Annotated in this window: 9 protein-coding genes and 1 tRNA gene; 8 read left to right on the top strand and 2 right to left on the bottom strand. The window is 72.5% G+C overall.

Annotated features, from left to right (window positions below):
• The first annotated feature begins 65 nt into the window (after window positions 1–65).
• The 7 genes from ACFWZH_RS29470 to ACFWZH_RS29440 all read left to right on the top strand — a co-directional run bounded on the left by ACFWZH_RS29470 (window position 66) and on the right by ACFWZH_RS29440 (window position 11,100).
• Window positions 66–2,186 carry a 2Fe-2S iron-sulfur cluster-binding protein gene (locus ACFWZH_RS29470; RefSeq protein ID WP_384437824.1) on the top strand — a complete coding sequence of 707 codons (2,121 nt, stop codon included), beginning with the start codon at window positions 66–68 and terminating at the stop codon, window positions 2,184–2,186.
• Window positions 2,183–4,513 (top strand): xanthine dehydrogenase family protein molybdopterin-binding subunit, encoded by a 2,331-nt coding sequence (locus ACFWZH_RS29465; protein ID WP_384437820.1) that lies wholly within the window; start codon window positions 2,183–2,185, stop codon window positions 4,511–4,513. Before ACFWZH_RS29470 ends, ACFWZH_RS29465 begins: the two co-directional genes overlap by 4 nt.
• 33 nt (window positions 4,514–4,546) lie before the next feature.
• Entirely contained in the window at window positions 4,547–5,047 is a 501-nt protein-coding gene (locus tag ACFWZH_RS29460; protein ID WP_384437817.1) for a pyridoxamine 5'-phosphate oxidase family protein, read from the top strand.
• Between the two features lie 272 nt (window positions 5,048–5,319).
• Window positions 5,320–7,371 carry an ATP-binding protein gene (locus ACFWZH_RS29455; RefSeq protein WP_384437814.1) on the top strand — a complete coding sequence of 684 codons (2,052 nt, stop codon included), beginning with the start codon at window positions 5,320–5,322 and terminating at the stop codon, window positions 7,369–7,371.
• Window positions 7,368–8,897 carry an ABC transporter substrate-binding protein gene (locus ACFWZH_RS29450; RefSeq protein ID WP_384437811.1) on the top strand — a complete coding sequence of 510 codons (1,530 nt, stop codon included), beginning with the start codon at window positions 7,368–7,370 and terminating at the stop codon, window positions 8,895–8,897. The genes ACFWZH_RS29455 and ACFWZH_RS29450 overlap by 4 nt, the downstream gene beginning before the upstream one ends.
• A 167-nt stretch (window positions 8,898–9,064) precedes the next feature.
• Window positions 9,065–9,478 (top strand): cytidine deaminase family protein, encoded by a 414-nt coding sequence (locus tag ACFWZH_RS29445; RefSeq protein ID WP_384437808.1) that lies wholly within the window; start codon window positions 9,065–9,067, stop codon window positions 9,476–9,478.
• A 1,079-nt stretch (window positions 9,479–10,557) separates the two neighbouring features.
• Window positions 10,558–11,100 (top strand): hypothetical protein, encoded by a 543-nt coding sequence (locus ACFWZH_RS29440; RefSeq protein WP_384437805.1) that lies wholly within the window; start codon window positions 10,558–10,560, stop codon window positions 11,098–11,100.
• 491 nt (window positions 11,101–11,591) lie between these two features.
• Here ACFWZH_RS29440 and ACFWZH_RS29435 read toward each other — a convergent pair.
• Window positions 11,592–11,666 (bottom strand) — tRNA-Cys (locus ACFWZH_RS29435).
• Between the two features lie 128 nt (window positions 11,667–11,794).
• Window positions 11,795–13,414, bottom strand: a complete 1,620-nt coding sequence (locus tag ACFWZH_RS29430) for a hypothetical protein (RefSeq protein ID WP_384437802.1) — start codon at window positions 13,412–13,414, stop codon at window positions 11,795–11,797.
• A 204-nt stretch (window positions 13,415–13,618) separates the two neighbouring features.
• Here ACFWZH_RS29430 and ACFWZH_RS29425 point away from each other — a divergent pair, with 204 nt between their 5' ends.
• Window positions 13,619–15,082: an MFS transporter gene (locus tag ACFWZH_RS29425; RefSeq protein WP_384437799.1), complete on the top strand. Its 1,464-nt coding sequence runs from the start codon at window positions 13,619–13,621 to the stop codon at window positions 15,080–15,082.
• Window positions 15,083–15,464: the final 382 nt, after the last annotated feature.

Genomic DNA, 15,464 nt, shown 5'->3' with positions numbered 1-15,464 from the left:
ACCGAGCGAACCATCAGCAGGTGCGCGCCGCGGGCGTGCGAGGCCGAGCGAAGTGAGGTGTCGGCATGAGCGAGGCAGACCACCGCAACCCGCAGCAGCCGCACCCCGACCAGGGCTGGCAGCCGCTGCCGCAGGGCGGCGAGTACGAGTCGGAGGCGACGGCCTTCGTACAGCTCCCGGAGGGCTTCACCACCGGGATCTACGGCCGGCGCACGCCCGGCTACACCCCGGGCGCCGACCCGCTCGCCGCGCCCGGCCACGGCTACACCCCGCCGTCCTCCTTCGCCCCGCACACCACCGCGCCACAGGTTCCGGGGGCCGACACCGACCCGGCGGCCACCGGCCAGTGGACGATGCCGTTCGCGGACCCCTCGGCCGGATACGCCGACCCGTCCGCCGGTTACGCCGCCCAGACGGACGCCGCGGCCCACCAGGGCCCGTCCGGGGCCTACCAGGGCGGCGTGCCCGAGGCGGCCCGGCCGTGGAGCGGCGAGCCGGTGGACTGGCCCGTGGCGGGCAGCCCGGAGGCGGGCGGCACCGGCACCTGGTCGGTGCCGGCGGCGGCCGACGACGGCCTGGAGGAGTCCGGCGAGTACCTGGTCGGCGACGGCGGTCTGACGGGCCGTACGGGCGGCCGGGCGGACCTTCCGGGCCATCCGGAGCATCCGGGCCACACGGACCATCAGGGACTCGCCGGTCCCGGTGGCGCCGCCGGCCACCAGGGCGGCGGATATCCGGGCGCCGGCGCGTACGACGCCGTGGACCCCGCCGAGCCCGCCCAGACAGGGCACTGGAACTTCACCACCGGACTGAACGCCACCAGCGGGGCCCAGACGCACGCCACACCGGCGCACCAGGACCCGCAGGGCGGGGGCGTGCAGGATCAGTTCGACGGCCCCGCCGGCGACCCGTACGCGCGCGGCGGCGGCCTCGCGGACCACGACCACGCCACGGGCGCGCTCCCGGGCAACGGCACCGAGCCGGCCGGCGACCCGTACGGCGCGGGCGGCTCCGCCACCGGGCACTGGTCGCTGCCCGCCGACGCGCTGGCCCAGTGGCCGCCGGCCGCCGACGCCGCGCCGCGGCCCGAGGCGGCGGACCGGCACGACGGGACGACGGACGTGCCCGCCCCGGCCGGCGCCGGCGGATGGGCCGCCCCGGCGGCCGAGGGCGAACGGCCGGAGCGGTCCGCCGAGTTCGCCCCGGGCGACGCCGCGGCCGAGCCCGCGGCGCCCGCCGAGCAGGCCTCCGACGCGTCCGCGGACCCCGCGGCGTCCGGCGTGCCCGACGACTCCGCCGGCCACGACGGGCCCGCGGAGCCCGGCGACCGCCCCGACCTCGCCGCCGCGGCGGCCCCCGCCGACGACGCCGGCGACACCGCCCCGTCCGACACCGCCCCGTCCGGCACCGCCGCTGACGAGGACGCGGCCCCCGCCGACGGCAGGGGCCCCACGGACACCGAGGCCCCCGCCGGCGCGCCCGAGGCCACGCCCGACGCCGCCGCGGACCACGACCCCGCACCGGCCGCCGACGCCCACGACGAGCACCCCGCCGCCTCCTACGTCCTGCGGGTGAACGGCATCGACCGGCCGGTCACCGACGCCTGGATCGGCGAGTCGCTGCTGTACGTGCTGCGCGAGCGCCTCGGCCTGGCCGGCGCCAAGGACGGCTGCTCCCAGGGCGAGTGCGGCGCCTGCTCGGTCCAGGTGGACGGGCGGCTCGTCGCGTCCTGCCTGGTGCCCGCGGCCACCGCGGCGGGCAGCGAGGTCCGCACGGTCGAGGGGCTCGCGCAGAACGGCGTGCCCTCCGACGTCCAGCGCGCGCTGGCCGCCTCCGGTGCCGTGCAGTGCGGCTTCTGCGTACCGGGCATGGCGATGACCGTGCACGACCTGCTGGAGGGCAACCACGCCCCCAGCGAGCTCGAGACCCGCAAGGCGCTGTGCGGCAACCTGTGCCGCTGCTCCGGCTACCGGGGTGTGCTGGACGCCGTCGAGGAGGTCGTCAAGGAGCGCGCGGAGGCCGCGGAGGCCGCCTACGCCCAGGCGGAGGATCCGTCGGACGACGCGGACGGACCGGCCGGGGCGGCGCCGACGGACACCGCCCGCATCCCCCACCAGGCGGGCCCCGCCGACCCCATGGGCCACGCCCCGCACCACCAGGATCCGCACCCGGGAGGCTCCGCATGAGCGGCACGTCCGATGGCGCAGGTGCCGTCACCGCGACCCTCGCGGTGGGCGACCAGACCCCCGTCGAGGCGCCGCCGCACGGCCTGGGCGTCTCCCTGCCGCCCGCCGACGCCCCGGCGAAGACGGAGGGCACCTTCCCGTACGCCGCCGACCTGTGGGCCGAGGGTCTGCTGTGGGCGGCGGTGCTGCGCTCACCGCACCCGCGCGCCCGGATCCGGTCCATCGACACCGCGCCCGCCGCGCAGATGCCGGGCGTGCGCGTCGTCGTCACGCACGAGGACGTCCCCGGGGACGCGGGCCACGGCCGGGGCACCGCCGACCGCCCGGTCTTCGCCAAGGACGAGGTCCGCCACCACGGCGAGCCGATCGCCGCGGTGGCCGCCGACCACCCCGACACGGCCCGGCTGGCCGCCGCCGCCATCGCCGTCGAGTACGAGGTCCAAGAAGCCGTCACCGACCCCCAGCTCGCCTTCGAGGCCGAGCCGCTGCACCCCGACGGCAACCTGATCCGGCACATCCCGCTCCGCTTCGGCGACGCCGACGCCGTGGGCGAGGTGATGGTCGAGGGGCTCTACCGGATCGGCCGCCAGGACCCGGCGCCCATCGGGGCCGAGGCCGGGCTCGCGGTGCCGCGCCCCGACGGCGGCGTGGAGATCTACACCGCCTCCACGGACCCGCACACCGACCGCGATCTGGCCGCCGCCTCCTTCGGCCTGGAACCGGAGCAGGTCAAGGTCGTGGTGACCGGCGTGCCCGGCGCCACCGCCGACCGCGAGGACCCCGGCATCCAGCTCTCGCTCGGCCTGCTGGCGCTGCGCACGGGCTGCCCCGTCAAGCTCGCCGCCACCCGCGAGGAGTCCTTCCTCGCACACGCCCACCGCCACCCCACGCTGCTGCGCTACCGCCACCACGCGGACGGCGACGGCAAGCTGGTCAAGGTGGAGGCGCAGATCCTGATGGACGCCGGCGCCTACGCCGACACCTCCGCCGACGCGCTCGCCGCCGCGGTGTCCTTCTCCTGCGGCCCGTACGTCGTCCCGCACGCCGTCGTCGACGGCTGGGCGGTGCGCACCAACAACCCGCCCTCCGGCCACGTACGCGGCGAGGGCGCGATGCAGGTCTGCGCCGCCTACGAGGGCCAGATGGACAAGCTGGCCGCCCGTCTGGGCCTGGAGCCCGACGAGATCCGGCTGCGCAACGTCATGGCCACCGGCGACCTGCTGCCCACCGGGCAGACGGTCACCTGCCCCGCCCCGGTCGCCGAACTCCTGCGCGCCGTGAAGGAGGCACCGCTTCCCGAACTGCCCAAGGACGCCCCAGAGGCGGAGTGGCTGCTGCCGGGCGGCCCCGAGGGCGCCGGCGAGCCGGGCGCGGTGCGCCGCGGCGTCGGCTACGCACTGGGCATGGTGCACATGCTCGGCGCGGAGGGCACCGACGAGGTCTCCACCGCCACCGTCAAGGTCAGCGGCTCGGTCGCCACCGTCATCTGCGCCGCCGTCGAGACCGGTTCGGGCTTCTCCACCCTGGCGCGGCAGATCGTCCAGGAGACCCTCGGCGTCGAGGAGGTGCACGTCGCGGGCGTCGACACCGACCAGCCGCCGGCCGGCCCGGCCTGCCACGGCCGGCACACCTGGGTCTCCGGCGGCGCCGTCGAGCGCGCCGCGAAGATGGTCCGCACCCAGCTCCTCCAGCCGCTGGCCCACAAGTTCGGCATGTCCACCGAACTCCTCCAGATCAACGACGGCAAGATCACCTCGTACGACGGCGTGCTCAGCACCACCGTCGCGGAGGCCCTGGACGGCAAGGAACTGTGGGCCACCGCCCAGTGCCGCCCGCACCCCACCGAGCCGCTGGACGACGAAGGCCAGGGTGACGCCTTCGTGGGCCTGGCCTTCTGCGCCATCCGCTGCGTCGCCGACGTCGACATCGAACTGGGCACCGTCCGGGTCGTGGAGATGTCCGTCGCCCAGGACGTCGGCCGGGTGCTCAACCCGCGGCAGCTGCGGGCCCGTATCGAGGCCGGCGTCACCCAGGGCCTGGGCGCCGCCCTGATGGAGAACCTGCGCACCACCCGCGGCCAGGTGCGCCACCCCGACCTGACCGGCTACGCCCTGCCCACCGCGCTGGACGCCCCCGACATCCGCATCGTCAAGCTCATCGAGGACCGCGACGTCGTCGCCCCCTTCGGCGCCAAGCCCGCCAGCGCCGTCCCGGTGGTCACCTCTCCGGCCGCCGTGGCCTCCGCGGTCCGCGCCGCCACCGGCCGCCCCATCGGACGCCTCCCGATCCGCCCCCAGGCGGCGGTGGCCCAGGTGGTGCGGCAGTAGGGACCACGGCTGCCCCTCTGGCAGCCTGGTGCCATGTATGAGAGCCCGGAAGACCTCGCATGGTTACAGCGCCTGCTCGACGACTCGTACGCCGCGGCAGGCCGGCACCTGCGCTCCATCGTCACCGAGGAGCGCCGTCTCGACGCCGCGGGGGTGGTCGCCGAGATGGGCGCCATGCGCGTGATGGCGCTGGCCACCACGACGTCCGGAGGCGAGCCCCGGGTGGGTCCGGTCGACGGACTGTTCTACCGGGGGCGCCTGCACTTCGGATCGGGCGCCGATTCGCTGCGGTTCCGGCACCTCCGCGCCCGCCCCGCCGTCTCCGCCTCGGTCATCGACGGTGAGCGGCTGCAGATCACGGTGCACGGCAGGGCCCGGGAGGTGTCCCCGGCGGACGACCAGGCCCTGGCCTCGTTCCTGACCGGGGTGTACGGGCGCGAGGCGTGGGACGGCTGGATGAGCGCGCTGCCGTGGGCCCGGATCGAGCCCGACCGGATGATCACCTTCCGCAATCAGGACCCCAAGGGGCGTTAGGGCGTCACGGCCTGCTGCCCCTGGGACCCACGCTCCGCCCGAAGATCCACGCTCCGCCCGACGGCCCACGCTCCGGCACGGCGATTGTCAGTGCCGTCACTTACAGTGATTTTCGGTGTGCGAGGTGAAGTCGGATGAACGGGAAGGAGGGGGCCGAAGGAGTCAAAGCGCTTGCAGTGGAGGGGAATTGGAGGATGCTGGGGCGGCCGGAGTGAGCCGACCGGGCATGGGGGCCGCGGGGGCGGCGGGGAGCGCGAGGCCGAGGGGGCGGGATGCCGCAGGAATGGGCGGGGGAGTCGGGGCGGGACCGGGCCGTGGAGCGGTACGTCCAGGAGCTGCTGGTGCGCAGACCGGGCAGCCGGCCGGAGCTGCCGGCCACGCTGCTGCTGGGGCCGCGGGGCAGCGGTAAGACGACGGTGCTGCGGCATCTCGCGGACTGGGGCCGGCGCGCGCCGGTGGCCCGGCTCGACCTGGCGGCGCTGGGGCAGGAGGGGCGTAAACCGATCGACGTGCTGGCCGCGCTGGTCTTTCAACTCAACGAGAGGAAGAAGGACTTCGCGAGGCTGCGGTTTCCGGCGTTCGGGCTGCTGACGATCGCCGTCGCGGCCCGGATGGACGCGGCCGACCGCGACGCCGCCGTGCGCCAGATGGAAGAGGCGCTGGTCGGGCCGCCCAGCAGCCGGACGGAGGTGATCAATCAGCTGGCCATGTATGCCGCCACGGTCCTGGGCGCCCCGACGGCGGTGACCGCGGCGCTGCCCCTGCTGCCCGAGTGGCGGCGCCACTGGGCGCGGCTGCGGGTCCGCTGGCGGCTGGCGCGCATCCAGCGGCGCAGCCGCGGCGCCGGCTCGGTCGACGGCTTCCTGATCGACCTGAACCAGCGCTACGGCGACCGCGAGGAGGCCGAGCGGCAGCGCGCCGAGGCGGTGCTGTTCGACGCCTTCCTGGACGATCTGCGGCGGGCCTACGGCTCGCGCGGCGGCGACAAGCGGCGTACGACGCAGTGCCTGGTGCTGCTGGACAACGTCGACAGTCCCCTGGGGAACGACTTCCTCAGGGCCCTGCTGGACGCGCGGAGAAAGGGCGGGACGCCCGATCCGCTGCTGGTCCTCGCCACGGCAGGCAGCTATCCGGCGGCGCTGGAGAGCTTCGCGTTCGGCGGGCCGCGGCGGCCCGGTGCGCTGCCCGGCCGGTGGCCCGCGGAGGAGGAGGGGTTCGTTCCGGAGCGGGTCGTCAAGGGGCTGATGGTGGGCCGGCTGCGGGACCTGGTCCGCCATGAGGTCGAACAGCAGGCCGAGGAGGTGCTGAGGTCGGTCGGCCGCCGGGCGCCGGCACCCGCTGCCGACAACGGCGTGCAGTGGCTGGGCTGGGTGGTGCACGAACTCACCCGCGGGCATCCGGCGGGCACCGCACACCTGCTGGCGGCCCTCCTGGAGTACCCGGCACAGACCCCCTGGGAGGAGCGGCTGCGCCAGGCCCTGCAGCCCTCGTCCGCCCTTGTCGACGCCCTGCTGGAGCGGCTGTTGCCGATAGACGCGAGCGGGGAGCTCACGCAGGCGCTGGCCCACGCCGCGGCCGCGGTCGACCTCGCCCAGACGCAGGCCGGCCGGGTGCTGTGGGGCGAGTCGAGCGCCCGCGTCCAGGAGGAGTTCAACGACTTCTGCGCGGACGTGCTGCGCACCATGCACCTCGACAGCGCGGACGAGGAGGCCGACGGCCGTACGGAGACGCCCCACCCGCTGCTGCGCTTCCTGCTGCTGCGCCGGCTCGCGGCGACCCCCGAGGACGGGCCGCCCGGCACCGTCCGGGGGTGGCGGCCCGTGCACGACGCCCTGCGGGAGCGGGCGGCCACCACCGGCGAGCGGGGCAACGCGGCGTACCACGCCCTGGCCGGGGGAGATCTGGCCGCGGCCGCCGCCCATCTTGACGAGATCTTCGACCGGGTCGCTCCTGAGGAGTGGTGCGCCGAGCTGTGCAGACTGCGCCGCGCCCCGCTCGCCCAGGCGGGCGGGGGCCTCGACCAGCCGTTGTGGGAGCACTATGAGCGGCTGGTGGAGCACCTCAACGACGGTGTCGTCGACCAGCGGCTCCGGACCGTCACCCGGCTGCTCGCCGCGGTGTGGATCGGTCCCGAGCCGCCCGACGACCCGCGTACGGATCGGGTCGGCGACCCGTATCGCGACCCCCTCGGCGATCCCGGCGCCGAGCTGTACGGCGAGATACAGGCCCGCTTCCACACCCTCGCGGTGCACGCCGACAGCGTGCCGTGGACCTCCGCGCTGCTGCGGAAGGCCAAGCAGTACGGAAAGGAGCCGTGGCTGTGAGCGCCCGTGTCTTCGAACCCCCCAGACCGCCGCGGCGCTGGGGGCTGTGGATCGTCTCGGTGCTGGTGGCGGCCGCCGTCCTGGCGGGTGCCGCGATACGGATCGTGGACACGGCCGGACGGTGCGGTGAGGGGGTGCATCAGGCGGCCGGAGGCGAGTGCGTGGGGGTGACGGACGGCGCGTACACCTTCGAGAACATGCACGGTCTGAGCGACAAGATCCGCGCCGAGAACGAGAGGGTCGCCAGGTCCGGTCAGCCGTCGGTCGCCATCGCGTATCTGGAGGCCATGGCGGGCGGCTTCGCGGACCGGGGGCCGGAGGCCACCCGGCAGGCCGTCAGCGGCGCCTACCTCGCCCAGCGGACGCTCAACACCGAACGCGCGACCCTGCCCAAGATCCGACTGCTGCTCGCCAACACCGGTCGAGGCGACCGTAGTTGGCGCCAGGTGGTCGACCAGCTCATCGCGATGAAGGGCAAGGAACACCTCGTGGCGGTGGTGGGCTTCGGGCAGAGCAACGACCGGACGGCCGGCGCGGTGAAGCGGCTGCGCGCCGCCGGACTGCCGATGGTCGGTGCGACGGTGGCGGCGGACGGACTGGGCTCCCCCACCGCCGGGTTCTACCGGGTCTCCTTCCCCAACCGCGACCAGACCGCGGCCGCCGCCGGCTACCTCAAGGAGCAGCAGCGCAGGCACCCCGGCTACCGCGTCCAGGTGATCAGGGACGGCAATGAGGAGGACGCCTACAACACCTCGCTCTACGAGGACTTCCGGGCGGCGGCGCGGCGCGCGAAGCTGGACGTGGACGACGGGGTGATCCCGTTCCGTTCGGGGGAGGGCGAGGAGGCGACGGCGGGCAACGCGCTGTCCCTGGTCGCCGACAAGGTCTGCGACGACCCCGAGCCGCCGGACGTGGTGTACTTCGCCGGCCGCGGCCGGGAGCTGCGCCGATTCATCGAGGCGGCCGGTGAGGGCGGCAGGCGCTGCCCCACGACCGTGCTCTCCGGCTCCAGCGCACTGGGCGTCTACTTCGGCACCGGAGGAGAGGGGCACCGCGACGAGCTCGCGTTGCTCGCCAGGCGCTGGAGGTACAGCGGGCTGACCGTCTACTACACGGCGTTCACCCACCCCGAGATATCCAAGGAGGTCTACGGCGGTGCGCGGAACGGGGCGTTCGCCGAATTCGAGCGGACCTTCGGCAAGGAGGTAGGCGGCCCGGCCACCGGCCTCGCCAGCGGCCAGGCGATGCTCGGTCATGACGCGACGTACACCGTCGGCAAAGCCGCCCAGAAGGCCGTCGCGGTCTACGGCACCCGGCGGGTCACCGACCGGATGGTCCTGGCCATGCTGGAGCAGACCAACGGCAGGTCCAAGGTCCGCGGCATCAGCGGCTACATCGCCTTCGACCCGGACACGGGCGAGCCCGTGGACCGCCCGCTGGCCCTGGTGGAACTCCGCCCCCCGACGGACACCGGCGAGGCCAGGGACATCTACCGTTTCGTGGCCGCGCTCCGCACCGGCCGCTGAGCCACGGCCACGCCCTCCCCCCACAAGGAACAGGCAACATGATCCACCGCCACACCATCTGCCGGCACCAGCACACCTCCGATATCCGCTTGCGCACCCTCGCCACTCGGGTCAACGTCACCTGAGACCTGACACCTGAGACCCGACACCTGACGAAGGCCGAGAAGATGACCACGCAGCCCCACCCCGTCGACCACGAACTCATCCAGGCCGCGGCGCACGTCGCCCGCACCCGCTGTCGGGGCGACAACCACACCATGGCGGCCGCGGCCCGTGCCAAGGACGGCCGGATCGTCACGGCGGTGAACGCGTACCACTTCACGGGCGGACCGTGCGCCGAGCTGGTCGTCATCGGCGCGGCAGCCGCCCAGGGCGCCTACGAGCTGGACACGATCGTCGCCGTGGGCGACCGCGACCGCGGGGTTGTTCCCCCGTGCGGCCGGTGCCGACAGGTCCTTCTCGACTACTTCCCCACCCTCAAGGTCATCGTCGGCGAAGACGACCGGGTCCGATCCGTCGCCATCACCGACCTGCTGCCCGAAAGCTACGTCTGGGCCGACCACCAGCTCGACACCGAGTAAACCCCGCCCCGCAGCACGAGCCGTCACCACCGCCCGACACCACCAAAAGGGCGGCACCCCTTCTGGGATGCCGCCCTTTCCTTCGCCTGTTCAAGGCACTGGAGGCCGTGGCGGGATTCGAACCCACGTAACTCGCTTTGCAGGTTTGTCCGGGCTGGTCAGAGCCTGATCCGGAAGTGTTCGCCGGCGTTCATTCCCGTACGGAGGCGGTGCCCACCGTGGCGGGATGAACCGCCCTGGACGGCTGCGGATGACGACGAACGAGACGGAAACTGAGACGGTCGTCGCCGCACGCCGGCTGGGTGCCAGGTGTCACTCAGCCCTTGAGTCTTCATGCTGCACTGAAGATCAGCATCGCCAACACGCTTTCCAACTGTGCGCATGGCCGTACGGGGCCGGTCGCAAGCGTTCACGCGACAGCTCAGGCGGGGTGCGCGTACGGAGGTGAACGAGGGCGTTCGTCAGCGCACTGGACAAAGACCAGGACAACGAGCGGTACCGAGCCCGATGGGGAACCGCTGTGCCGCACGGGATCCTTGACCTACGCATTACGAGTTGTCCGACGGGCCAGGCAGTGATTCGCGCGTTAGAGCATCCCGAGTCGGTCCCGTCGACCCGGGCGCCATGCGACTGTCGTTCGTGCCGCACTCGCCGGAGGAGATCAGGGAGGGGCTGGCACGGCTCGCGAAGGCGCTGCGCTGGCTACCGCGACCGGATGGGCGGGCCGCATCCCGAAGGACGCGGCCCGTCGCGCGGCTATGCCGTGGCGTGCTTGCACTTGAGTCTGGGCCAAGGTCAATCTCGTACGCCAACCATCCAGTTGGAACGCATATGTTGTTACCTCTTGGGATTCTTCGCCGGTGAGGTCATCTGTGTAGATTGTGGCAATCTTTGCGCCATGGGGCGATCAACTTGCACCGTCAGCAAGTGGTGAGAAACTGGGTTACAGGCACTCACATCTAGCACTTTCCGGCTCGCAGTGCCTCGTTATCACTTTCGGCTGACCTCACATGCTGCGGTCGGCCCGGCATGAGTGAATCTGCCGAACACCTTGGAGGCTGTCTCCCATGCGACGCAAAATGGCGGACATCGACGACTTTATAGGAAGCGGAAGCTGTGTCCTCTCCGCAAGCGATGAAGCCGTCTTGGAAATAATCAAGAAGGCAGTCGAGGGCGGAATATCAGCATCATTCTACGTCTCTAGGGGAATGGCTGAAGCGATTACCTCCTGGTACTGGACTCCCGAACGCATAAGGGAAACTGGTGTCGAGGAAGTGTCAACTGATGAGCTAAGGAGGATCGAGAAGGAACTCGGCCTCAAAGACGTCATTCACTTTGCAAATCGCACCCCGTGCGAGAACTGTGGACACGTCTACGGAGCCTTCGAATTCATCGAACAAGGGCTTCGTGAGCATGGCAGGGAGATGGTGGAGGCCACCTTGGAGATGAAGGAAACCGCCCTTATTCGCGTTAACCCTTCCGAGGTATCTGTTTGCCCAAAGTGCAATGAGAAGATAACGGAAGGGGCACTCAAGCTTGGAGAACGGATCATCGGAGGAACTCCGGTTGGGCATCACTATGGTGGAACCTCAGCGTATGCGGGGTGCTGTCGTCTCACGTAGGTCCTTGGCGATCACCGCGATCGTCTCACCCCAGCCGAACCGCTCGGCCGCCCAAGCCGTAACTCCTCACGAAACTGCTGCCGTTCTGCGGTCAGCCGCCTGATCCAGCCCAGATAGGGTCGGTAGCGTGCAGCTTCTGGCGTTCTTCGACCTGGACAACACCCTTATCGACCGGCAGCCCGCCCTGTCAGAGTGGCTGGACGAATTCAGCACCAAACTCGGGCTGGATGCCGCAGCACGTCGCCGGATGGCCCAACGGAGCGGGCGGTCCCTTCACTGCCATCGCCTGCAGCCTCATCTGCTACCGCAGACTCACCAAATGAGACGACGGCTAAGTCGTTCTGAGGACGGGTTGCCTCCCGGCGTGTTCGTGAGCGCACCGAACTGACAGCCGGCCTGTATCGCTCAACTGAGACGGGAACTGAGACGGACGGCCAAAAGGGCGGCACACCTTCTGGGATGCCGCCCTTTTCTTCGCCTGTTCAAGGCACTGGAGGCCGTGGCGGGATTCGAACCCACGTAACTCGCTTTGCAGGCGAGCCCCTGAACCACTCGGGCACACGGCCGGGTTGCGGTGTGCTCCCGACTGTAGGCCGCGGGGTGGGGGAGGGGGCAAGGGTGCGGGGCGGGCTGCCATGGAGCCGCAATGCGGGGCAACACGAGGTTCATGAAGCCCCGTGGGGCGGTCGCCGGCTCAGGGGCGCGGCCGGGTGTCGCGTACGGCGACCAGGCCGTTGAAGACGCCGATGTACGCCGTGCCGTCCGGGCCGAGGGTGATCGGGGCCCAGTTGTTGTCGTAGAGCGGGCCGGTGCCGGTCAGGCGCTTGAAGCGGGTCTGGCCGGTGCGGAAGTCGACGGCGGTCAGGTACCAGGCGTCGATGCCCAGGCGGTGGGGGTCCTTTGTGTAGTAGTAGAGCAGGCCGTTGGCGGTGGAGAGCTTGGCGACGGTGGAGGGGGAGCGCTCCCTGCTCTCCCAGACGGTGTCGCAGCCGGAGCCGTCCGGCCGGATGTCGATCCTGGTGATGCCTCCGACGACCGACTTCCCCAGGAGCAGCGAGGTGACGTTCTCGTAGCCGTAGTTGTTCTCGACGACGAGGCTGCGGCCGTAGCCGATCAGGGAGTTGTCGGTGGTGGAGGCGCCGGCGGTGAAGACCGGGACCTTGCAGACCAGGCGGCCGGCGTCCGGTCCGCTGCGGCGGAGGACCAGCACGTTCATCCGGTCGTCGGCGTTGTCGGTGATGGCCACGTAGGGATGGGCGGCGTCGCCGAGCAGTGTGGGCGTGGTGCCCGACCCCTGGTTGATCGAGCCCGGTTTGCCGCCCGTACCGCGGTCGTAGGTCCGCCGCCACTGGATCCGCGGAGTGCCCGAGGAGTCCGCGCGCAGGCTGTACAGGGCGTGGTCGGAGACGAGGGAGATGCCGTCCTCGGCCGCCGAGAAGCTGTTCTGGATCTCCTCGCCGGGCAGCCGGACGGTGCGTATCGCGCCGCTGTCCGGGGCGATGGTGCCGATCCGCCCCTTGCGGGTCACCCACCAGATCCGGCCGTCCCAGTCGGGCTGGACCGAGGTCACCGGATCACACTGACCGCGCGGGTGGAGGTTGCTCCAGCCGACGCAGTCGTGCGGGACGTACGGGGTCAGGTCCCAGTCGCGGTCGACGGCGAAGTGCCAGCGGCCGTCGGCGGAGCGGCCGTGCGAGAGCCGCAGCACGTGCTGGCGGGAGTCGGCCAGGACGACGCGGTCCTTGTCGTCGAGGTAGAAGTACGCGCCGCCCGAGGTGTCCTTGAAGATCTTGGAGAAGTCGAGGCGGGTGAGGGCCTCGACGGTGGAGGGGCGCTGCGGCAGCCGGTACTCGGCGAGCGTGTCCAGGCTCTTGGGGTCGAGGAGCTTGAGCCGGAAGCCCTGGAAGGTCCCGCAGACGGTCAGTATCCGGCCCCCGGAGTCGAAGGTGACGGTCGCGCACTCGCCGCCGAGCGCCGCCATCCGCTCGCTGCTGACGGCCGGCTCCGCGCCGAGCGGCCCGGGGAAGGGGTGGGTGTCGCTGCTGGCACCGTCGCCGTGCATACCGGCCCGCCCGTTGGGCGCCAGATACGGGTGCTGCGGCGGCGCCTGGTCCGCGGGCAGCGGGGCGGCGGTGGCCGGCGCGCCCTCGTACTGCGGGACCAGCCGGTGACCCGGGGCGGGCGGTATCGGTGCCGCCCGGGCGGCCGGGGCGAGCGCCACCGCAGCCGGCAGCGTGAGTACCAGGGCCGCCACAGCCGTGGCGGCGCGGGCCCGAAGTCCGCTCCGGCCGGGCCCAAAGAGCCTGTGTCGCATGGGAGTTCCTCATCCGTCCGTCGGCAACGGCGGCCGAGGCTAAGGCGGCGGGGCGCAGGAGTCCATGCCTTCCGGCGCGCTGCCACGCAGCGTTCACACGGCCCGACGGGCGGCGTCGGGACCGTGCGGCCTAGGACCGGCGACCGACCGGATCCCCGTCTCCCGACAGGGGCGCAACCGCTCTACGGCCCTTACGCTGGCCGGATGACCGCTGACCGCCCCGCCCTGACCGCGCCGCCCGGCAAGGGGTTCGCCGACGGCACCGCCGACGGCGTCCTCGGCCGCACCCACCGGGCCCTGACCCTGGGCATCATCTCCGTCGTCTCCCTGGTCGCCTTCGAGGCCAGCGCCGTGAACACCGCGATGCCCCTCGCCGCCCGCGCCCTGGACGGCATCGGCCTGTACGCCTTCGCCTTCTCGGCCTTCTTCACCGCGAGCCTGTTCGCGATGGCGCTCTCGGGCGAGTGGAGCGACCGGCGCGGGCCGCTCGCGCCGCTGTTCACCGGGATCGCCGCCTTCGGGGCGGGGCTGCTGATCGCCGGCGGCGCGCAGAGCATGGGGATGTTCATCGCGGGCCGCGGGGTGCAGGGCATCGGCGGCGGGCTGGTGGTGGTCTCGCTGTACGTCGTCGTCGGGCGCGCCTACCCCGAGCGGCTGCGGCCGTCGATCATGGCGGCGTTCTCGGCGGCCTGGGTGGTACCGGTGATCGTCGGCCCGCTCCTCGCCGGGACCGTCACCGAACAGCTCGGCTGGCGCTGGGTCTTCCTCGCCATCCCCGCGCTGATACTGCTGCCGCTCGCGGTGATGCTGCCGGCGCTGCGCACCCTGCCGCGTACGGAGCCGGGCCCGCACGGCGGTGTGCGGCACGTCCTGACCGAACGGCGCTGCCGGCTCGCGCTGGCCGTCGCGGTCGGCGCGAGCCTGCTGCAGTACGCGGGCCAGCATCCGGCCTGGTCCGCGCTGCCGCTCGCGGCCGCCGGGCTGGCCCTGCTGGTGCCGGCCATCGTGCGGCTGCTGCCCCGCGGCACGTTCCGGGCGGCGCGCGGCCTGCCGACCGTCGTGCTGATGCGCGGCCTGGCGGCCGGTGCGCTGGTCGCCGCCGAGAGCTTCATCCCGCTGCTGCTGGTCACCCAGCGCGGCCTGTCCGCGACGTTCGCCGGACTCTCCCTCACCGGCGGCGGACTGACCTGGGCGCTCGGCTCGTACGTCCAGAGCCGACGGCGCCTCGAACCGCACCGGGAGCGCCTGATGGGCCTGGGGATGCTGCTGCTGGCGGCGGCGATCGCCATGGTGCCGCTGGTCCTGCTCGACGGGGTCCCGGTCTGGATCGTCGCGGCGGCCTGGACGGTCGGCGGCTTCGGCATGGGCCTGAACATCTCCAGCGGCGGCGTGCTGCTGCTGAAGCTGTCCCACCCGGAGGAGGCCGGCAGCAACTCCGCGTCCCTGCAGATGTCGGACGCGCTGGGCAACGTCACCTTCGTCGGCATCAGCGGCGTCCTCTTCGTCGCCTTCGGCGGCGGCGCGGTGGCTGCGCATGCCGCCACGACGACTGCCGGCGCCGGCTCGGCCGGCCATCCGGCGGCCTTCGCGGCGGTGTTCGCGGCGATGACGGGGGTCGCGGTGGCGGGGGCGGCCGTCTCCCACCGGCTTTCCGCTGCGCTTGGCTGATCTCCCACGTTGTCGGCTTTCCCGCCGTGGTGGTTTTTCGCCCTTTCGCTGCGCTTTGCTGCGGCCGACTTGTCTGGCTTTCTCGCCGTGGCGCCTGGCGGCGGGCTGGTTGCCGCTGCGCGGGGCGTTTTCGGGTGCGGGTGCGGCCCTCCGGACTTCGTCCTGCGGTCCGCCCCCTCCCGTGGGTGGTGGGGAGGGTCGGTTGCGGCCGTCGTCGATGCTGCCGGACCCTCTCCGTCGTGGCCGGGCGCCGTGGCGGCAGGGGAAGGGCGGCAGTGGACCACCTGGGCGCGCCCCAGCCGGTCTCTTTTCCTCCCCACCACGGGAGGGGGCGGGTCGGAGGGGTAGGGGTGTGGGACGTAAAGCGCAGCAGTCCCACACC

Origin of the sequence: Streptomyces sp. NPDC059008 (genome assembly GCF_042749045.1) — a bacterium.
GTDB lineage: Bacteria > Actinomycetota > Actinomycetes > Streptomycetales > Streptomycetaceae > Streptomyces.
Note: the sequence above shows the minus strand (reverse complement) of the source record. Positions and strands in the feature narration are given on the sequence as shown.